Source organism: Erwinia sp. BNK-24-b, from assembly GCF_047456155.1.
GTDB lineage: Bacteria > Pseudomonadota > Gammaproteobacteria > Enterobacterales > Enterobacteriaceae > Erwinia > Erwinia phyllosphaerae.
This window is the reverse complement of record NZ_CP179901.1, coordinates 959,775-977,026: the sequence shown is the minus strand read 5'-3', so window position 1 is coordinate 977,026 and position 17,252 is coordinate 959,775. Positions and strand designations below refer to the sequence as shown.

Here is a 17,252-nt window from a genome sequence, read left to right as displayed (position 1 = left end):
TATATTGACAAATGCATTTAATTTAAAATCAAAGCAAATTTCATCTCTATTATTATCTCATTATTTAAAATCATTGATATTTATCCAAAATTAAGGTTGCCCCGGCCAAACAATTTCTTGCGGACTGCTGATATCAATACGGTTTAATGAAACTCGATACTTTTTCCAGGCTGTAAGCTTAATTTGTTCATCCTGAGTAGCCTCATCCAGATCAATAGCATCCTGAAGTGGCGCTATCTTTATCGCTGCTTCAGCTATTAACATATCACGTTTTTCTTCTGCGGCAGCGATAAGCTCTTCCTGAGTTGGCCCAGGTGGATCAATCAGAACCGGATAGCCTTTATCATCTGCAGTAATTTTTTTACCTTTAGCCTGCCCTGAATAAAGATTATTATAATCCTCTTCACTAACTTCAACCGCATCGCTGGGCCAGCCATCAGGTGACAATTCATATATTCCCTTCATAGAAGCCGGATAAAATCCATTACTTTTTTTACTATAAAAATAATTATTCATATTAGTATCCTAAAGCTATCCAAGAAAACCCAATTCCATTACTTGTGGTTCTGGAAGAAAATACAGTATTATTTGTGGATTGCAAATAAACAACCCGTCCAGGATCCTGGTTTACACCAAGCGTACCAATAGTAACTAAAGCAGCATGTGGAAAAGCAATGTTGTAATTGTGATTTTCAATATTAGCTGACCCGTTCGATGTCGTTCCCCACTGAATAATAAATCCTGTCGCAACATCCTTGAACCAGCCTCCCCCATTCAATTGAGAAGGAGGGTTATTTGGACTATAGACGCGTTGTCCCATTTCAGTCAGGTTGCGAGAAGTATTCAAATCGCCGCTACCATTAATTGTTATCCTACCTGTTTCAACGGTATTGGTAGAGTTAACAGTACGAAGTACAAACCCGCCGTCGCCAGTACCTTTGTTACAAACTAATGCCCCTTCACCGCCGCCGTTGGTTTCGTTCCATAGCATATACATACCTTGACTGTTTCCAGGCATAGTATGGTTATTCACGAAAACGCCAGGTGATTTAATCCCCTGACTTCCTACGGATCCCCCCGCTGCAGGAAACGCCCCTACATCTGCCGCGCTAAGGCTATTTTTTAAAGCCAGGCTGCCAAGGCCAAGATTGCCTCGTGCTTTTTCCGCACTGTTGAGATCCGCAAGATTCTTTTCGGTTTGCAAATAGTGGCTATCCAGCTGAGCTTTCGAATTACTCAATAGTGCCTTCAATAAAGTTGCCTGTAGGGTAGCAATGTCACCGTTATCGACGACATCACTTCCGGATTTGTCAGCCATAAAGCTTGCGACAACTGAGGCTATGGTCGAAGCCTGACGCCATACCTTATTTAACTGTTCGCTTCTCGCAATACCGGTCTGAAAGCCATTTTCTACTGCATCTAGCGCTTCAAATTCTGCCTGCGACAGCACGTTGGCACCTTCACCCGTTGCAAAGGGCTTAAAATCATTTTTTGCCATATCTATTCTCCGTTAATTTTATAGTTTACCGCGACACCGGCAGGCTTGATGGCCAGATAACCTTGCTTAATAATCTCTGAGGTAATGGTAGAAATATTTTTTTCCGTAACATAAACCGTTACCGTCATATCCTGATTATCGGTAAAGGTTATTTTTATATCCTGCTGAGGATAGATACTTTGCAGTATGCCAGGCAGGCTATCCGCCGTTCCGTCCCATCGGTTTGCGCCGATTTTAGCGCGCAGCATGGTGCGATAATCCTCATCATCAACGTTAATAATGCCCGAATCGGGTTCGTACCTGTCTTTCCAGCTTCCCAGATTAAAACCCAGCGAAGCCTTATCGAAGGTGAAAAAATAGTCTTCGACAGGCGCATTAATACGCCTGTCCCGCCCTATCCATTCGCCTAAAATATCCAGCTGGTCGCCAGTCGCGCTGTCTATATCTAATGCCGTAACGATCTCATTGAAAACAGAAATAGTTTCCTGCTGAGGCCTTGTTACAAGATCAATATGGTCAACAAATAATGGCTTCCCGCGATGATAGTTAGTAATAAGATCGGTATATTTACTCATGACGTCACCGTGATAGTAATATTATTTACCTCACAGCTGGCGTATTGGTTGTAGCCAATGGTGATATTAGCTGACGATAATGCCGATTCGCTGCTGCCCGCCTGCAGACCAAGAATGTCATAAAACTGGCTGTCCGTACTGTCGATACCCGTGGTCAGGTTAGCCGGGGAATACAGTCGACTAATTAACACGCTATTACCAATACCCAGGCTATTAATATAGGCGGCCAGCGTCTTTTTTATCTTCTCTGCGACAGGGCTGGTATAACCCGTCAGCGCCTTCAGCTCCAGCGTCAGATAAATTGGCACCGCGACCGGGCGGGAAAAACTAATTGGCTGCGGTATGCCATAGCTGTCGGAAATAGTGATGGTGGTATTACCATATGTACCAACGCCCAAAGATTTCTTTTTACGGACCACGTCGGCGATTGCTGCCGCATCGCCACCTTTTACCACGGCCGAAATGGTATGCGCAGGCAGGCCGTTTGCGTCCGCGCTGTCGCTATCGTTCTGGTAGAGCTTGTGCTCCGTCACGCCAGCAATATTGGAAATCGCACCGTCCAGCGCATCTGAGGTCGTTAAGGCCGTCAGGGAGACGCTTTTCGCCTGCCTGGCTCGCAGTTCAGCATCTGTTTCGGCTGCGCTTCCCGTCGCGGCAGCGCCGGGGTTGGTGACCGCATTCCAGCCTCGGGTAGGCGTGTTAATTTGATTCACCGACCCTGCCCCCGCTGCTATTGCCCCACTGTCTGCACAGGTGGCGGTCACGGTTACCGAGCCTGTGGTCTCAATCGTCACGGTTGCCGGAAGATTCCAGATAACGTTGTTGCTGTCTCTGACCGAGCCATTAACGATGGTGGTGCCGGTTGTGCCGGTCAGCAACAGATCGACCGTCGAGTTAGTTGCCGGTTTGCGCATGATGCCGTTGATTTTTACATTACGCGTTAGCGCATCGCCCGTTGCCGTTGAAGGAGAAAACGAGTTGTAGCAGGCAATCGCCATGTTGTTGGCGTCGTGAATGGCCAGCGCTACAATCGCTACCATCTGACCGTCCTTGCTGTCCGGCTCCAGATACGCATCCGTACCATAAATTTGCCGAAAATAGCCGGTCAGCGTGCTGAGTATTGTCTGGTAATCGGGCGCGCCGATCCCCTGGGCCGTTATCGTTGCCGATAACCCCAGCCTGTCTGCATTGAGAGCCATTATGCCTCGCTTGTAATTGTCGCCGTACCGTAAAGCGTTTCCACCGTCACGGTGAAAACAGCCTGGCGGGATGATGAAATAAAAGTAGAGCTAAAGGCGAGAATTGACTTAACACCTTCGGTTGCCAGAATGCGCTGGCGCAGCACCAGTTCCATCGCGGCACTGTTTTGCTTACCGGTTAGCGATTGCAGCCAGGGCGTACCTTCGGTGGTATCCAGAAACCACTGTCCGTACCAAAGCTGTAAACGGGTTTTAATCGCCTGCGCCACGCATTCCGGTGAATTGATCAGAAAAGTATTGTCCCCTTTGCCAAACGCGTAATCGCCGTTTTGGTCTTCTCGTCGATATCTCATTGTGGCCCCTTTGTATAGCTGCTTCCGCTCTGGATGCCGCCGTGGACGTGATCAAGCTGGCTAACGCCTTTTGCGACCTGATCGCCGGTTGAAGCGATCTTCCCGTTGACCTGAAGGTTGCCGTTCACCGTTAACAACGTGCTGGTGATGTTGACCTCACCGCTTTGCCTTAGCTCGATAAAGGCCTGGCCCTCGTCCGTGCGGATTTGCAAAGCTTCCGTACTGATGTTGCTGATTTTTTCTTTCTGTGACTGCGGCCCGACCAGCGCAAACGCGTCGGAAAGGTCGTGCTGGCGCGGATCGACCGGTTCCTGCACGCCGCCGTTTTGCCACCAGAAATCGATACAGCGATCGCTGAATATCACCAGGCACTCATCGCCTTTTTGCACAGGGAAAGTGATAGTGCAGCCGCCGCCGCGTGGGAAAACCACGGGAACGTCAACCAGCAGCGGTAAGCTGAGTGAAACCGGCTGGTCGCTGGCGTCGCGCCTGCTGCCCTTAATGGCTGGTTGCACAACGCAGGTGACGGTGTCGGGATCGAAAGACTGAATAATGCCGGGTAAAGCGACGCGTAGGGTTGAGGACACAGAGTCCGCTAAAGCCCGATACGCCTGCGCCTCCCCGCCGATAACTGACTGGATAGAAACTGGCATAAAAACTCCAGAGCCCGCTGGGGCAGAATGTTACGAATGTGTGGTGCTTTCCAGCGGCGTCTGCTTATCGCGCACCACGCAGGTTAAGGTCATATACCAGTTTGTCCCTCTGGTATCGCCCAGATAGCTGATGCCTTTGACGATATAGACGCCGTCCGCAGAAATATCCGCAGGCAACTTGCCTTGCTCATCCCCGGCTTTATTAGCCTGATGCTGTTTCTCGTCTCCCTTTGCGGCCGCTTTATTTACCGCCTCCATCGAATAATACGTCTGGCTAAGCATGGCCTGATTAACCTGCACCAGGCTATGCAGGCTGATAGTGGGATTAATCAGGCATTTAAGCGTGATGCCTTCCGCAGTTAACGTGGGTGATGCCACCATCCCGGTCTGGCTGTTGAGCACGGTAATGCGGTTAACGTAATTCTCTTCCGGCACCATTTGCAGCTTGCCGTCAACAAACTGCCAGCTTGCCCGGCACTGAGCGGCAACGTTATCCATCGCCTGAGCGGCGGTTTGATAAAATACCCGACCACGCGGAAAGCGGGTTGTCGGCATTTTTCCCGTCGCGCCAGCGGTTACGCCATAAGGGTTAAAACTACGCATCATTAACGTATGCAGCGTGGCGGGCTCGTAGCCAGCGGCTACGGTAGTGTTTAGCGAGGCCTCCATCACCGCTTTGTGGCCGTCAATGGCCTGAATTTTTAATACGCGATCGACGCCGTTAGCGGTGCCCGTTCCGCTTTTATCGAGCCAGGCATAGCGAATTTCACCGCTAAAAATCTCGCCGTAGTGTTGTTCTTCGGCCTGAACGGGCGGATTCTCCTGCACCTTACCCACCATCCAGGCTGGCACCACCGGGATGGTTTCCTGGTCACTGCTGTTAACTTCCGGCGTAACCCCGCTGTAGCCAGCGCTCACGCGCAGCTTTTTATATTCCCCGCGCATGATGGCGTTACTGGTTGCCTGGCTCAGGTTATAAACGGTAATTACCGCGCTGCTGCCGCTGCTTGCCACATCCGTGTCAATTTTAAACTCAACTTTTAAATCGCTAAGCCTGACGGACTCTTTGTTATCTTCCAGCAGGATTTCAAAATAGCGCATCCAGTTAATGCTCATAGCGCCTCCGTAACGAGGCAAAGATGGGCGGAATAACCGAGATCGTACTCGCCTGGCGCGTCATTTAACGTGGTGTCGGATAATACCCACAGGCCGAAACCCAGTTGCAAATAGGCATATTGCGCTAATAAATCTGCACCCGTGATTAAGGGGATGCCGGTAATGATGGCCGCTCCGTTGCCGTCATTGAGATCGAGAAACCAGCTATTTTCCCGCCAGAGGATCCGCATCTGATAGTTGATGTTATTAATCGAGATATCAAACTGTTGATTATCGGGCGTCAGGGGTATTTCAGTAATTTTCATTAGCTGCCCCCTCTTATCAGCGAAACGTTCGTCGGACCTGGCTTAGTCACTTTCTTGCCGTTATGTTGCACGGCAGACGTCGCTGCGCCCTGGGTCATATTTTCTTTTTCTGCACTGTCCGTTGTGCGGGTTTTGGTTATTAAAACTTCGGTTAACACCAGCGAAGCAAAAAGCACATTTTCACTTTTTGTATCCGTGGTGACGGTTAGCTGGTTAATTAACATGTTGTTATATAATCGCTTACCCGTTACCACGCTCAACGGCTGCCTGTTGCTTTGTAGATCCCGCAATTTTTGATAGCTTTCCGCCGGGCTTAAATAAGCCTGAAGGCCAAAAGCGGTGGTATCCATAAAATCGACCAGTGAACCGCCGCCGGAAAAGCCAACCTCCATAATTAACGTCGCCGGCTCCATACAGGCGTGATCGGTAATATTCGCGCCGGACTCCACCGGATGCGAGGTCAGGGTCAGTTTATCCGTGTGGGTTTCTTTGATGACCACATCAGGAATAAGCAGGCCGATCTTGCGTTTTTTCTGCATAAAAAGCGTGGGGGAAAAGTCCATCATACGGGCACCCTTCTTAATTTCTGTACCAGAAGCGAATTAACGTCGAACTGACCGTCAGCCACTTTTCTGGCCGCCAGGTGCGGGTCACTAACGCCCTGCACATAGATATTGGTTTCCTGCTGCACGCCCACAGAATTATCCGTCGTTGCTGACCCTGTTTCATTTTGCCAGGGCGCCCGACCGGTTCTGCCTGACGGCATCATGCCCATCATATTGTCGAGGGTGGAAAGGCCCATAACGTTGTTCAGAATGCGAACGTGCTGCTCACTCAGTGGATTTGCCGCTTCCTGTGAGATCGTAAAAGGATGTGACGCGTTGAGCATGTCCTGAGTATCTTTGTCCGATATAATCCGCAGTTTGCGGAGCAGGCTCCAGACGGGACTGTTCGCCACTTTATTCGCGATATCCGTAAAAAAGCCGTTAAAATATTCCTTAACCCGATCTACCGCGCCGGTCATGGCCGGTGACCAGTTTCCGGACATAAAAGCGGCCAGCGTTTGCAGACCGCTTTTCCAGTCAAGCGTGCCGTCCTTCAGCTTAGTGAACTTATCCAGCAGCCAGCTCAGCGCATCTTTGGCCGCATTAATGCCCGGTGCCCAGGCACCCCAATCGATAAATGTCTTTCCGCCCTCCTGCCAGGTTTTGTAGCTGTCATAGAGGGCAAACAGCCCGGCGGCCAGCGCTATCACAATGCCAATCGGCGACATTAAAAAAGCGCTGTTCAGTACCAGCCATGCGGCGGCTACTGCGCCCAGCGCCCCAATCAGCCCCTGCGTGGTGTCATCCAGAGAGCCCCACCAGCTGCTTAGATCGGCTACGGCCTGAATAAGGCGAATGGCTACATGCTCGCCTGTTTCGGCCAGCCACAGCAGTAAGGTGACCGCGCCATCCAGCACGCGCTGTACGTCCGGAGCATTATCCAGCAGCTGTTTGCTCAGATTATCGAAAATATTGCCCAGTCCATTCGTTAGCCGCCCGCTGCTTTTGGTTTGTAGCAACTCCACTACCTCGTCAAATTTACGCTGAGCCGTCATAAAATGGTCGGAACCGGAGACGGCAGTCGCCATGTTGACGCCGACGGAAGCGGAAAGCTGGTTATAGTCGCCGATAAACTTCCCAAGCCCGTTTTGCATGGCAACCAGCACATCGGGTGCCAGTCCCAGCTGCTTAGCCGTTTCCAGTGCCTGAGACTGCGGCAGTGCGCCAAGCGTGTTGCTGGCGTCACTGAAAATCTCGCTGCTCGCTTTCATCTGCCCACTGGCGTCGCGCGTGTTTACGCCTAATTTATTCAGGCGCGCCTCCGCGCCTGGCGTGGTCAGCATCGCTGAGGCTTTAGCGATAGCCTCATTACTTAAGCCGGTTTGTCCGGCACCATACTCAAGCGCTTTCAAATCGCCGGCATCCATTCCGGCATTTTTCGCCCTGGTGCCGAGCTGCTCCAGGCGACTGGCAAACCGGTTGATGTATTCCACCAGCGCTTTGCCTGCCTGTTCGACCGTCTGTTTGATTTTCTGCAAATCGAGCGCTTTTGCCGTCTGGTCGTTGCTTTGAAAGTCAGGCTGCTGGATCAGCTGCCTGACTTTCTGCCAGCCGGTGGCCTCCGCCGCCAGCTGATTTTCCAGCACCATCAGAAAATTTTTTGTATTTTCAGCGTTCATTGGCCTGTTTCCATTGCTCAATGCGGTGTTGATTATCCGCTTTCAGATCCAGCCAGTCGTTCAGGCGGCCAATATCCGCCAGATCCACTGAGCCATCCTTGAGCGCGGTGTAGCTGATAAGCCCGGCCTCTACCGGGCGCATCAGAAAATCTTCCCCGTCAGGAAGCGTTTCCAGCATCAGGCCGCTGTCGGGTCGGCAGTCTTGTTGACGGGGAGTTCGGGCAAAAAATCACCCAGCGAATCCTCCACTACCCGCAATACCAGCCTGAGCATGGTGGGCAAATCCAGATCGTCGAACATCAACACGCCCTGAGAGAAGATCGGCACCCAGCCTTTTCCCTGCTGCCGGGAGACAACGGCAAGGCAAGGATGCAGAATCGCATTGGTATCTTCCTCGCTCATATTCGCCAGCGACTGGGCAATGGCCGGCAGGGCTTTTTCCAGCACCTGGAAATAGTCGCCCGCTGCCGCCGCAGATTTCACCGTATTGATGTCCGCCAGCAGGCCAGCCAGCAGCGGCAGAAGTTTTCGTGAAACCTTGAGCTGCTGAAACACGTCCAGTTTTGCAATGCGGAAAGGGATTTCGTTAAGCGTAAATTCCATCGATTAATACTCCCCGATAACCATATCGACTTTGATGCAGTCGAAAACCCAGGCGGTGGTGCCGCCCTCTTTGGCAAATTTACGATCGGGCAGCTTCTGAAAGGCGACGCCGCGCGCGGTAATAATTTCGCCGGAAGAACTATTGCGAATAACGATAATATTTTTCCCCCAGGTTGAAGAAAGCTGGCTCTGCGCGTTATAGACCAGGGAGAGCTTTTTGTTTACCGGGGAAGTTTGCAGTAAATTAATGGTGATTTGACCGGACTTGCCCGGCAGTAAAGAGTTCATCCCTTCGCCATCAATACCCAGCGTCATGCTGTTCTTACTTTCCTTCATGGTCACGACAATACCTTCCTCTGAGGTTCCAGAGCCGCTGCCCAGATCGAACGCTACGCCAGGGCCGGTAAAAGATGCGGTAACATCCATAAATGAGTATGCAGACATAATTATTTTTCCTTATCGAACAACATTGATTTGAACATCGGCGTAGTGCACGGCACCGGCCAGTTTGCAGGCAACCTGAATCAGCGGCGCTTTACGCGCTTCGCGATCGGCCTGCGCCTGCTGTGCCAGCGGCTGCGCATACGCGTAATAACCTTTAGTCAGCGTGTCGCCAGCGGCCAGTTGCCCAATCGCGCCGCCGTTCCAGACGCCTGGCGCAATCAACCCGTTAGTCACGGCCTGGTCCATAGAGGCTTCCACGTTGCTTAACAGCCTGGTGATGCCCGCTTCGGTCTGCGGGATCTTGCTGGTTGAGGTATAAAGCAGGTTGTAGAGATTGGTCTGCACGTAGTTTTGCAGCCAGTCCAGCCCGTGGCGCTCATCGAAGAAGTCGCCGTTAGCCATCACGCCCTGTTGCAAAATGGCGCTGTCATTGGCAAACAGCACGTAGGCATTGGCCCGTTTGCTTTCAAGCACGGCGGCCTGGCTGGCGCTTAGCGTTTCGTAAGTGACGCCCGGCTCCGTTTTGAATTTCAGCGTCAGCGTGGTGTTGCTGCCGCTAAAGTTGACGGTAAAGGCGCGCGCAAATGCCGAAACGGCGGCAAAGCGACTGTGGGTGGAATACTGCACGAAAGTGCGCGCATAGCCCGCTGCCTTAAGCCGTGCCGCCAGATCGGTGGTTGAGGTGGCGCTGAGCGTGGCTTCGCTGGCGGTAGTGACGGCGAAAACGCGGCTCTGGCCAGCGGCTTCAATGGCCGCCGCAACGGCCAGGATATCCTCATCGCTGACCACATCATCTGCTGCGGTCGCTACGGCAAGCCCATACCAGCTGGCGTATTCAAGCGCGGCGTTCACGGCCTCGGCTAGCGTTTCCGTTTTGCCTTCTTCGCCAGAAGCCAGCGTTTTCGCCCAGCGGCCAATGTAGAGCTGCTGCGGCTGCGGCGACTGGGAAAAATAGAGGGAAGCGGCCTGATATTCGGCGGAATCCAGGCCGAAATCCGTGCCGATATCGGCGGCACTGGTATACAGGCGCAGGCGTTCAGTCAGCGGAATAACGGTCGACGTTCCCATAATCAACATGGCGCCAAAATTACGGCCTGCTGTCGCAGCGGGTGACATAATAATGTCGACGTTGACGATTCCGGATAAAGGGAGTCCTTGAGGCATGTTTTATTCTCCAAAAATAGTTACCGGCGTTGCCACCAGCGAATGAATTCCGTATTCACGGACAATTTTGCGAACCAGAGTGACGGTCATTTCGTAACGCCGTTTCCGGGTGTCATTAATAAGCTCGGATGCGGTCGTCAATGGGCTGCACTCCCTGATACCGAGCGATAACTGCTGTAATTGCGCATGATTTTGCGACAGCTGGCTGCCGTCCCGAAAACGGGCGGCGTAGCCTTGTGCGGCAGAACCATAAAAATGCAGCAGGCATTCAATAATTTCGTTTTGATAAAGCTCTGCCTTTTCCTCCTGTTGATTAACCAGCGCAGCATCGCCTTCGGTGGAAATTTTATTAAGCGTAAAAGCGCAGCTGTTTTCGCTTGCTGTAATAACAGAAGAGAAATTCGCACTATCTACGGAAATAATATAATTCTCATCAAGACCGCAAATGCCCTGAACCAGTCCTTTAATATATTCTTCCAGAGTATTGTCATAAGCGGGATCGTCGCTAACGGGCGTCAGCCATCCCGCAGTTTCACTGCTGTTATTATTCAAACCACCTCCTTTTTATTTCAGGCACTGCTGACGGATATATTCCTGCAGGCCCGCAATCTGTATTTGCGCGGTATTTATTCTTTCCCTGAGAGTGAAATAATGCCGTTTAACGGCGTCATCAGGTCCGGGGCTGGCTGCATCAGCCATGCCGGTGGTGCCGGGCGCGGCGCTGCTGTGACAACCGGCGGCGAACTGCAGCCTGCGCTGGCCAGAAGCCACATCGCGCTCAAGCTGGCGGATATTTTCTTTAGCCTGCTGCGTTTGCAAAACATATTTTTTATCCAGGGCGGCGTTTTCATTAACCCGCTGCCGTAAGTTCTCCAGCTGCTGCTGCTGTTGGCCGAGTTGATTACGCGTCTCTTTATAATGAACGTAGTAATAATGCGCCGTTTGCGCAGCGGCCATTGCAGCAACAAAAAGAACGACAAGAGCTATTGTTTTAGCGTTCATTTATTTCATTACTGAACTTATTCGCTTATCAGAAATAAGCCAGCTTCCTGTTAACGCCGTTAATTTTAACCGTGATATAGCCTGCTGGCGTTGCGGTCGAGGCTGGCGCATCGGCAACCGCCGTTGCCAGCGTGACGACGCTGCTGTCAAAACCATAACCGGCTGAGCCGTTGTGAAAGTTCATTACCGTGGACAGCTTGACGCGGTTATCGGTGTCCAGATCGGTGACTTCCGAGAAGTCAGCGCTGAACAGCGAGCATTCCCCGGCTTCGAACCGCGATGGCCCGGTCGTTTTCAGATTGACGACTACGTCTCCACACTGCGCTTTGAGCTTAATCCAGACTTCACCATACAGGCCTTTGCTGTCGCTGGTGCGCACAATGCAGTCCGTCACGCCCGCATCGCCTTCATAATGCAGGTTGCCGCCAACCGAGCTGGCGCCGCGATAAAGATTTAAATAAGCCTTACCGCAAACGTTGGTCAATAAAGGCGCGTCCGTAGGCAAGGTAACGGTATCCCGCAGCGTTTTACCGTGCATTTCCAGATGCCAGTGCTGGTTGGCGTGCGGGAAGAAGAATTTGCCGACGCGGAACCATTTATCAGCGTCGGTGCTGTTGCTGACCCGATAGCCGGAATACCATCCCGCCTTCAGCGAACCGGTCATTTCCGTGCCGAAGTTTTCATCACGACGCCAGCCATATTCATAGCCGGAGAGCCAGGAAGTACCTGCCTTAGTTAAATCCACTTTCCCGCCCGACTGTAGACTCAACCCGCGGATCGTCGCTCTGGTGTAGTTGAGCTTCAGGGGATTATCTGAAGATTCAATGCTTAGCGCGTCAATAATCCACTGGCCGTTGCTCAAATCGCCCGGATAGCGGGTATGCTCAATCCAGACGTTGTGGATCAGGCCCTGGGTAACGCGCGGCATATAGAGCGTGGCGTCGGCATAGCCTTTCTGGAAATTACAGTTTGATAGCTCTACCGCCGTAGAGTGATCCCATTTGCCCACCAGGGAGTCAGACCACTGAATGTCAAAGACGCGGGCATAGGTAGTACTGCTGTAAATCTGATCCAGGCGCGTATCCAGCGTGTCCAGAAGCTTGAACGCGGAGCCGCCAATCTTTTCGATACGGCAGCAGGTAATATTGACGTATTCCCCTTCGATAACGGTATTTTCAAAAAACGGCTGGGTGTTGCTGACCATAGCCGCAGTGATAACATCCGTATTGGTGGTAGTGTCCGCCTCGGCCTGGCCATCCCAGAAGATCCCGCGAATGGCCGTACGGCGTGCCGCAACCTTGAATACCGTCGCGGCCGATTTATCAGAGATAATAATCGTGCGTGGCGAAATGCCGTATTCGCCGTCGTCGCCGTACAGGCTGAAATAGTTGATTTCACCTTCGCCGGTAAGATCGACCGGGTTAACCAGGAACTTGCCGGCAGGAAAACGAATGCCTACGCCATGCACGGGATTTTTTGTGGTATCGCTTACCGGCGAGGAGAAAGCCTGGCCCCACTTATACATATTTACGCAGGCGTCGTGGTTAACCGTACCGTTATCCGCATCAAAGCTGCTGTCTCCACGCAGCCGCTTGCCGCCGAAATGATAGATATTAATATCCTCGACGTTATCGATAATACGCTTCCAGTAATAACCGCCGCTGGTTGCCACTGCCATAGAGCCGCCGTCATCCGCCGATGCCGCTACTTTATTATCAAGAAAGCCAACAAAGCGACCGCCGCCCTGAAAAGTGGAGTCCTTATCGTAATAACGCTTCAGCATGGCAATTTCACCAGAAGCGGAAGGCTGCGTGGTACGGAGTTCTGCAAATGAATTAACTTCAATCATCTTGATTTCCTTTATTAAATAAATTATAGAAAATAGTTGTCATAGCGAGCTGTAAACTACAGTCCGCTGTTAGTTAGCGCGATGGTTTATGATAAAAAAAGCCTGGCTTCACGCTGCCTGCGCGCGAGAAGAAGATCTGAATGATTACCCGCTCTTTTCCACAGCAGCATTGCTGCGGCACCTGCCTGATAGTCTCCTTCGTTTATTTTTTTCAGCACGGTTGATTGAGAAAAAGCACGAGTACCGATATTAAAAACCAGGCTACATAAAGCGTCATACTGATTCTGCGTCAGGCTGATCTTTACCTGTTCGTTTATGACTTTTTCAGTTTGCGCAATATCAGCCAGCAGTAATTCGAGCGATTGCTCAACGGTAATACTCATTCCATCGATAATGGGCTGGTTATTAATCAGTCCCGTATGGCCTACACCGATGGTTAATATGCCGCGGCTGTCACGGTAGGCGATAAGCCGCTCCCCCTCTTCCTGTTTAATAAACCGGATGCCGTTACGGCTGATTTTCATTTAGTCCTCCCGTTTTGCGATTTATCCACCCCTTTATTTTATCGCTGATATAATCATTGCCGACATAGCCAATATAAACAGCAAAAACCTGTGCGGCGGCATCAGGCAGCGTCCAGTTAAGCAGTGCCCCAACAACCTGAAGCGTTGGCGCGGCGAAAAAAGCCAGCGCGCTACATGACACCGCGTCAAGTACGCGCTTGCTCCAGGATGCTCTGGCATAAGCGCTGCGTAAAAGTGAAAACATTGCGGCAATACCGGCATATCCCCACTCCGTTTTATGGCTGTAAAGCCAAAGGCACAAAGTAGCCCAAAAGCCTGGCTCCTGTGGAAACATGCTTTAAATATGGTCTCCTGTTTAGTCAGAGCGACGAAGAATATATTTGATGGCTTTTATTATGTTTTTTTATTAATCCATTTATTACGGCGAGATGGAACAGCAGCTCTTTTCGTATTTCCATGCTGCTACACTACGGCACAGAATTCGTTACGAAAACCTTTATTTAAAATTTTCACGAAAAAAAATAACTTCATCAAATAACACTAATCGTCATATCTGACAGCTTGCCTTCGTCAGTAAGCAAAAGTTCATGCTATTACTTTACGGCATGAATTTCGTTACGAAAACCCCATTTAAAAAATAATCGTAATCTCCAGACATAAAAAATGCGCTCCCCTTTACCAGAACGGTATCGGCCTGAGCGCATTGTTATAAAATAGCAGGTCTGACGAAATCTAAAAATCCATGTTGCTAATTTACCTGCGATAATTCGTTACGAAAAGCGTTATTGAAATTTTTTTGCTGTTTATTAAATCCGGTTTTAAAAGCGAAAGGGAACCGGGCCGATTTTACTCAGCTATTATAATAGGTATGCTTTATTACCGTTTTGTAAATAACGGAATTTTACCAGGCGTCCATTTCCAGCTCCGCCTCACTCATAATGATACAGGCATCGATAAAGGTTTCCGCAATCATAAGCTGATTCCTTATTTTTCCTTCCGAGCATTTCTTCTGCCGGGCAATCGCCGATTTTGAAATATTATAGATATAGTGCAACTGCAGCAGTTCAACCTCTTCCTGCCGTCCTACCTTATGCAGTTTGGCTATTGCTGCATCAACGATTAACCCATCGCTGTCGCTGCACGAAGGCCGCGATCTTTTGTCGTCCGGCAACAAAGCCTTAAAACCCGCCGCAATTCGCGACCAGTCCAGCTGGCTTCCTTCTGCCGCCGCCCAACCCCCCCAACGCTCCAGTACTTTTTGAATATCACGCATTAACCGACCTCCTTTTCTTCTCTCATTTTCGGAACCTGCCCGTACAGCAGGATGACTTCAGCAGCGGGCTATACTAAAATGCATAGCATCAAACCAAATCCGCTTTGATACAGCTTATTTTAATGCAAAAACGCATAAATGCAATGCCATTGCTAAACAAAAAGGAAGGAGAGATGGTTTTCGACATCGAGGTATTCAATAACAACATCAAGTATTTAATGGAAAAAGAGGGGATCGGCAGCGTCACTGAACTCTCCAAGAAGGTTAATCTACAGCAGTCGACGCTACATCGGTTGCTGACGGGAGAAGTTAAAGATCCTAAGTACACCACGCTTAAGCATCTTGCAGATTACTTTCAGGTTTCGCCTACGGATCTGATCGAGCAGGATCTCCAGTTGGCAAAACACAGCAACATAGCAGAAGTAGCCGGGAACCTGCACTCGCTGGTGCTGCATAAGGTGCCCGTTTTAGGTAATACCCAACTTGGCCACGGCGGCTACTGGAGCGATATGCAATATCCTGTCGGCAACGGTGATGGTTTTTTGCGCTGGCCATCCTGCGATCGCGATGTTTATGCGCTCAAGTGCGTCGGTGATTCGATGATGCCAAGGATTAAGGAAGGCGAGTTTGTGATCGTCGAACCCAATCAGAACTTCCATCCGGGTGATGAGGTACTGGTGGTGACCAGCAATGGTGAAGTGATGGTAAAAACCTTTCTGTTTAAGCGGGACGGCTACTATCACCTGCTGCCGGTTAATGAGGATCATGCGCCAATTCGGCTACCGGTGGAGGAAGTCACGCAGATGCAGTATGTCGCGGGTATTGCCAAATCTTCGCTCTGGCATCCCTGAAGACGTTTAAACAGTTTTAATCTGCGGATGAACGGGCGTGGGAAACCGCGGCCCGGTGTGTTAAATTACGCCCCTTCTCCGACTATGGGTATTAGCGTCATGGCTTTATTAATCACCAAGCGCTGTATCAATTGCGATATGTGCGAACCAGAGTGCCCAAACCAGGCGATCTCAATGGGCGAGGCTATTTATCAGATTGATGTCAATCGCTGTACCGAATGCGTCGGCCATTATGATACGCCAACCTGCCAGCAGGTTTGCCCGATTGATAACACGATTATTACCGATCCGGACTGCGTGGAAAGCAGCGACAGCCTGTGGGATAAGTTTGTGTTGCTGCACCACGCCGCGTCCTGAAGGAAATACGCAGGCCGCACCATGAATGGCGCGGCCCGAATGCCTGACGACAATGCTTTTGCAACCGCTATCGACGCTTGCCGGTTAGCAGAGCAAGACGTTTTTAGCTTTCAATAATCACGGTGGCGCAGGCGTAGTGGCGTTCGTCCGCCAGCGTAACGTGAACGTGTGCCACGCCCAGCTTTTTTGCCACCTCGTCCGCCTGCTGAAAAAAGCGCAGCCCCGGCTTGCCCAGCTCGTCGTTATAAACTTCAAACTGATTAAAGGCCAGGCCACCGCGGATCCCGGTACCAAAGGCTTTTGCGGCAGCTTCCTTCACGGCAAAACGCTTGGCGAGAAAACGTACCGGCTGCTGATGCGCCTGATACTGCCGCCACTCATTTTCACTCAGCACGCGCTTTGCCAGCCTGTCGCCCGAACGGGAGATGACGCCCTCAATGCGGTCGATTTCGACAATATCCGTGCCAAGCCCGAGAATAGCCATTAGCGACGCGCTTCCCGCATCAGGGTTTTCATCTCGCTGACCGCATCGGCCAGACCGCTCATGACGGCTCTTCCGATAATCGCGTGGCCAATGTTTAGCTCATGCATCTGCGGCAGCGCGGCGATGGGCTGCACGTTGTGATAAGTCAGACCGTGACCGGCATTGACCTTCAGGCCTTTATCAGCCGCATAGGCTGCCGCATCTTTGATACGACGGAATTCTGCATCACGCACGGCGCCCTCTGCCGCTTCGGCATAGGCACCGGTGTGAATTTCGATGTAAGGCGCGCCGGAAGCCATTGCGGCATCGATCTGCTGATGATCGGGATCGATAAAAAGCGAAACCTGAATGTGGGCTTCCTGCAGGCGTGCAACGGCAAGCGTGATTTTTTCCAGCTGACCAACCACGTCCAGGCCGCCCTCCGTGGTGACTTCTTCACGTTTTTCCGGTACCAGGCAGCAAAAATGCGGCTTAATCTCGCAGGCGATATCGACCATTTCGTCGGTGACGGCCATTTCAAGATTCATGCGGGTTTGAATAGTCTGACGCAGGATTTTAACGTCGCGGTCGGTAATATGGCGGCGATCTTCGCGCAGATGGACGGTGATGCCGTCGGCACCAGCCTGTTCGGCAACAAATGCCGCCTGAACCGGATCGGGATAGTTGGTGCCGCGAGCGTTACGCACGGTGGCAACATGATCGATATTGACGCCTAACAGGAGTTCAGCCATGACAAACCTCGAAATGATGTACGATTTCTACAGTGTACATCGTTCGC

The 17,252-nt window shown here is 51.1% G+C and carries 24 protein-coding genes; 2 read left to right on the top strand and 22 right to left on the bottom strand.

What is annotated here, in order from left to right; all coding sequences use genetic code 11:
* Positions 1-90: 90 nt before the first annotated feature.
* From ACMGGR_RS04565 to ACMGGR_RS04470, 20 genes are all read right to left on the bottom strand, one after another.
* On the bottom strand, positions 91-516 hold the full coding sequence (locus ACMGGR_RS04565; protein ID WP_246760682.1) for a tail fiber assembly protein: 426 nt from the start codon (positions 514-516) through the stop codon (positions 91-93).
* Between the two features lies 1 nt (position 517).
* Positions 518-1,498, bottom strand: a complete 981-nt coding sequence (locus ACMGGR_RS04560) for a hypothetical protein (protein ID WP_414148263.1) — start codon at positions 1,496-1,498, stop codon at positions 518-520.
* Positions 1,499-1,500: 2 nt separating this feature from the next.
* Positions 1,501-2,073 carry a DUF2612 domain-containing protein gene (locus ACMGGR_RS04555; protein WP_414148262.1) on the bottom strand — a complete coding sequence of 191 codons (573 nt, stop codon included), beginning with the start codon at positions 2,071-2,073 and terminating at the stop codon, positions 1,501-1,503.
* The gene (locus tag ACMGGR_RS04550; protein ID WP_414148261.1) at positions 2,070-3,272 is read right to left on the bottom strand and encodes a baseplate J/gp47 family protein; all 1,203 of its coding nucleotides are present in this window, start codon (positions 3,270-3,272) and stop codon (positions 2,070-2,072) included. Before ACMGGR_RS04550 ends, ACMGGR_RS04555 begins: the two co-directional genes overlap by 4 nt.
* Complete coding sequence (locus ACMGGR_RS04545; RefSeq protein WP_246760678.1) at positions 3,272-3,625, bottom strand: hypothetical protein; 354 nt, start codon at positions 3,623-3,625, stop codon at positions 3,272-3,274. Before ACMGGR_RS04545 ends, ACMGGR_RS04550 begins: the two co-directional genes overlap by 1 nt.
* Entirely contained in the window at positions 3,622-4,278 is a 657-nt protein-coding gene (locus ACMGGR_RS04540) for a Gp138 family membrane-puncturing spike protein (RefSeq protein WP_414148260.1), read from the bottom strand. Before ACMGGR_RS04540 ends, ACMGGR_RS04545 begins: the two co-directional genes overlap by 4 nt.
* Positions 4,279-4,308: 30 nt before the next feature.
* Complete coding sequence (locus ACMGGR_RS04535) at positions 4,309-5,394, bottom strand: hypothetical protein (protein WP_414148259.1); 1,086 nt, start codon at positions 5,392-5,394, stop codon at positions 4,309-4,311.
* Positions 5,391-5,699, bottom strand: coding sequence for a phage baseplate plug protein (locus tag ACMGGR_RS04530; protein ID WP_246760675.1), 309 nt, complete (start codon positions 5,697-5,699; stop codon positions 5,391-5,393). Before ACMGGR_RS04530 ends, ACMGGR_RS04535 begins: the two co-directional genes overlap by 4 nt.
* Positions 5,699-6,262: a phage baseplate protein gene (locus tag ACMGGR_RS04525; RefSeq protein ID WP_246760795.1), complete on the bottom strand. Its 564-nt coding sequence runs from the start codon at positions 6,260-6,262 to the stop codon at positions 5,699-5,701. The genes ACMGGR_RS04530 and ACMGGR_RS04525 overlap by 1 nt, the downstream gene beginning before the upstream one ends.
* Complete coding sequence (locus tag ACMGGR_RS04520; protein WP_414148258.1) at positions 6,262-7,923, bottom strand: hypothetical protein; 1,662 nt, start codon at positions 7,921-7,923, stop codon at positions 6,262-6,264. Before ACMGGR_RS04520 ends, ACMGGR_RS04525 begins: the two co-directional genes overlap by 1 nt.
* Positions 7,913-8,065 carry a DUF6889 family protein gene (locus tag ACMGGR_RS04515; RefSeq protein WP_246760794.1) on the bottom strand — a complete coding sequence of 51 codons (153 nt, stop codon included), beginning with the start codon at positions 8,063-8,065 and terminating at the stop codon, positions 7,913-7,915. Before ACMGGR_RS04515 ends, ACMGGR_RS04520 begins: the two co-directional genes overlap by 11 nt.
* Before the next feature lie 35 nt (positions 8,066-8,100).
* A complete protein-coding gene (locus tag ACMGGR_RS04510) occupies positions 8,101-8,526 on the bottom strand; it encodes a phage tail assembly chaperone (protein ID WP_246760673.1) in 426 nt (141 codons plus the stop codon).
* A gap of 3 nt (positions 8,527-8,529) precedes the next feature.
* Positions 8,530-8,970 carry a phage structural protein gene (locus ACMGGR_RS04505; RefSeq protein ID WP_246760672.1) on the bottom strand — a complete coding sequence of 147 codons (441 nt, stop codon included), beginning with the start codon at positions 8,968-8,970 and terminating at the stop codon, positions 8,530-8,532.
* Positions 8,971-8,982: 12 nt separating this feature from the next.
* Positions 8,983-10,134 (bottom strand): DUF3383 family protein, encoded by a 1,152-nt coding sequence (locus ACMGGR_RS04500; RefSeq protein WP_414148257.1) that lies wholly within the window; start codon positions 10,132-10,134, stop codon positions 8,983-8,985.
* A 3-nt stretch (positions 10,135-10,137) separates the two neighbouring features.
* Positions 10,138-10,686: a hypothetical protein gene (locus tag ACMGGR_RS04495; RefSeq protein ID WP_414148256.1), complete on the bottom strand. Its 549-nt coding sequence runs from the start codon at positions 10,684-10,686 to the stop codon at positions 10,138-10,140.
* A 74-nt stretch (positions 10,687-10,760) separates the two neighbouring features.
* Positions 10,761-10,907, bottom strand: a complete 147-nt coding sequence (locus tag ACMGGR_RS04490) for an Rz1 family lipoprotein (protein ID WP_414148908.1) — start codon at positions 10,905-10,907, stop codon at positions 10,761-10,763.
* Positions 10,908-11,164: 257 nt separating this feature from the next.
* Positions 11,165-12,985, bottom strand: coding sequence for an amylovoran biosynthesis protein AmsF (locus ACMGGR_RS04485; protein ID WP_414148255.1), 1,821 nt, complete (start codon positions 12,983-12,985; stop codon positions 11,165-11,167).
* A gap of 86 nt (positions 12,986-13,071) precedes the next feature.
* Positions 13,072-13,509 carry a lysozyme gene (locus ACMGGR_RS04480; protein WP_414148254.1) on the bottom strand — a complete coding sequence of 146 codons (438 nt, stop codon included), beginning with the start codon at positions 13,507-13,509 and terminating at the stop codon, positions 13,072-13,074.
* Positions 13,493-13,843: a phage holin, lambda family gene (locus ACMGGR_RS04475; RefSeq protein WP_246760667.1), complete on the bottom strand. Its 351-nt coding sequence runs from the start codon at positions 13,841-13,843 to the stop codon at positions 13,493-13,495. The genes ACMGGR_RS04480 and ACMGGR_RS04475 overlap by 17 nt, the downstream gene beginning before the upstream one ends.
* Before the next feature lie 567 nt (positions 13,844-14,410).
* Positions 14,411-14,782 (bottom strand): antiterminator Q family protein, encoded by a 372-nt coding sequence (locus ACMGGR_RS04470; RefSeq protein WP_246760666.1) that lies wholly within the window; start codon positions 14,780-14,782, stop codon positions 14,411-14,413.
* Between the two features lie 173 nt (positions 14,783-14,955).
* Here ACMGGR_RS04470 and ACMGGR_RS04465 point away from each other — a divergent pair, with 173 nt between their 5' ends.
* Both ACMGGR_RS04465 and ACMGGR_RS04460 read left to right on the top strand, forming a co-directional pair.
* On the top strand, positions 14,956-15,633 hold the full coding sequence (locus ACMGGR_RS04465) for a S24 family peptidase (RefSeq protein ID WP_246760665.1): 678 nt from the start codon (positions 14,956-14,958) through the stop codon (positions 15,631-15,633).
* Between the two features lie 99 nt (positions 15,634-15,732).
* The gene (locus ACMGGR_RS04460) at positions 15,733-15,990 is read left to right on the top strand and encodes a YfhL family 4Fe-4S dicluster ferredoxin (RefSeq protein ID WP_246760664.1); all 258 of its coding nucleotides are present in this window, start codon (positions 15,733-15,735) and stop codon (positions 15,988-15,990) included.
* A 103-nt stretch (positions 15,991-16,093) separates the two neighbouring features.
* Here ACMGGR_RS04460 and acpS read toward each other — a convergent pair whose 3' ends face one another.
* On the bottom strand, positions 16,094-16,474 hold the full coding sequence (acpS, locus tag ACMGGR_RS04455) for a holo-ACP synthase (RefSeq protein WP_246760663.1): 381 nt from the start codon (positions 16,472-16,474) through the stop codon (positions 16,094-16,096).
* Positions 16,474-17,205 carry a pyridoxine 5'-phosphate synthase gene (gene pdxJ, locus ACMGGR_RS04450; protein ID WP_246760662.1) on the bottom strand — a complete coding sequence of 244 codons (732 nt, stop codon included), beginning with the start codon at positions 17,203-17,205 and terminating at the stop codon, positions 16,474-16,476. Before pdxJ ends, acpS begins: the two co-directional genes overlap by 1 nt.
* Positions 17,206-17,252 lie beyond the last annotated feature (47 nt).

What these genes read in the sequence shown, in the direction of transcription:
- ACMGGR_RS04565 (WP_246760682.1), bottom strand. Translation starts at nt 516, where the DNA reads ATGAATAATTATTTTTATAGTAAAAAAAGTAATGGATTTTATCCGGCT.
- ACMGGR_RS04560 (WP_414148263.1), bottom strand. Translation starts at nt 1,498, where the DNA reads ATGGCAAAAAATGATTTTAAGCCCTTTGCAACGGGTGAAGGTGCCAAC.
- ACMGGR_RS04555 (WP_414148262.1), bottom strand. Translation starts at nt 2,073, where the DNA reads ATGAGTAAATATACCGATCTTATTACTAACTATCATCGCGGGAAGCCA.
- ACMGGR_RS04550 (WP_414148261.1), bottom strand. Translation starts at nt 3,272, where the DNA reads ATGGCTCTCAATGCAGACAGGCTGGGGTTATCGGCAACGATAACGGCC.
- ACMGGR_RS04545 (WP_246760678.1), bottom strand. Translation starts at nt 3,625, where the DNA reads ATGAGATATCGACGAGAAGACCAAAACGGCGATTACGCGTTTGGCAAA.
- ACMGGR_RS04540 (WP_414148260.1), bottom strand. Translation starts at nt 4,278, where the DNA reads ATGCCAGTTTCTATCCAGTCAGTTATCGGCGGGGAGGCGCAGGCGTAT.
- ACMGGR_RS04535 (WP_414148259.1), bottom strand. Translation starts at nt 5,394, where the DNA reads ATGAGCATTAACTGGATGCGCTATTTTGAAATCCTGCTGGAAGATAAC.
- ACMGGR_RS04530 (WP_246760675.1), bottom strand. Translation starts at nt 5,699, where the DNA reads ATGAAAATTACTGAAATACCCCTGACGCCCGATAATCAACAGTTTGAT.
- ACMGGR_RS04525 (WP_246760795.1), bottom strand. Translation starts at nt 6,262, where the DNA reads ATGGACTTTTCCCCCACGCTTTTTATGCAGAAAAAACGCAAGATCGGC.
- ACMGGR_RS04520 (WP_414148258.1), bottom strand. Translation starts at nt 7,923, where the DNA reads ATGAACGCTGAAAATACAAAAAATTTTCTGATGGTGCTGGAAAATCAG.
- ACMGGR_RS04515 (WP_246760794.1), bottom strand. Translation starts at nt 8,065, where the DNA reads ATGCGCCCGGTAGAGGCCGGGCTTATCAGCTACACCGCGCTCAAGGAT.
- ACMGGR_RS04510 (WP_246760673.1), bottom strand. Translation starts at nt 8,526, where the DNA reads ATGGAATTTACGCTTAACGAAATCCCTTTCCGCATTGCAAAACTGGAC.
- ACMGGR_RS04505 (WP_246760672.1), bottom strand. Translation starts at nt 8,970, where the DNA reads ATGTCTGCATACTCATTTATGGATGTTACCGCATCTTTTACCGGCCCT.
- ACMGGR_RS04500 (WP_414148257.1), bottom strand. Translation starts at nt 10,134, where the DNA reads ATGCCTCAAGGACTCCCTTTATCCGGAATCGTCAACGTCGACATTATT.
- ACMGGR_RS04490 (WP_414148908.1), bottom strand. Translation starts at nt 10,907, where the DNA reads ATGTGGCTTCTGGCCAGCGCAGGCTGCAGTTCGCCGCCGGTTGTCACA.
- ACMGGR_RS04485 (WP_414148255.1), bottom strand. Translation starts at nt 12,985, where the DNA reads ATGATTGAAGTTAATTCATTTGCAGAACTCCGTACCACGCAGCCTTCC.
- ACMGGR_RS04480 (WP_414148254.1), bottom strand. Translation starts at nt 13,509, where the DNA reads ATGAAAATCAGCCGTAACGGCATCCGGTTTATTAAACAGGAAGAGGGG.
- ACMGGR_RS04475 (WP_246760667.1), bottom strand. Translation starts at nt 13,843, where the DNA reads ATGTTTCCACAGGAGCCAGGCTTTTGGGCTACTTTGTGCCTTTGGCTT.
- ACMGGR_RS04470 (WP_246760666.1), bottom strand. Translation starts at nt 14,782, where the DNA reads ATGCGTGATATTCAAAAAGTACTGGAGCGTTGGGGGGGTTGGGCGGCG.
- ACMGGR_RS04465 (WP_246760665.1), top strand. Translation starts at nt 14,956, where the DNA reads ATGGTTTTCGACATCGAGGTATTCAATAACAACATCAAGTATTTAATG.
- ACMGGR_RS04460 (WP_246760664.1), top strand. Translation starts at nt 15,733, where the DNA reads ATGGCTTTATTAATCACCAAGCGCTGTATCAATTGCGATATGTGCGAA.
- acpS (WP_246760663.1), bottom strand. Translation starts at nt 16,474, where the DNA reads ATGGCTATTCTCGGGCTTGGCACGGATATTGTCGAAATCGACCGCATT.
- pdxJ (WP_246760662.1), bottom strand. Translation starts at nt 17,205, where the DNA reads ATGGCTGAACTCCTGTTAGGCGTCAATATCGATCATGTTGCCACCGTG.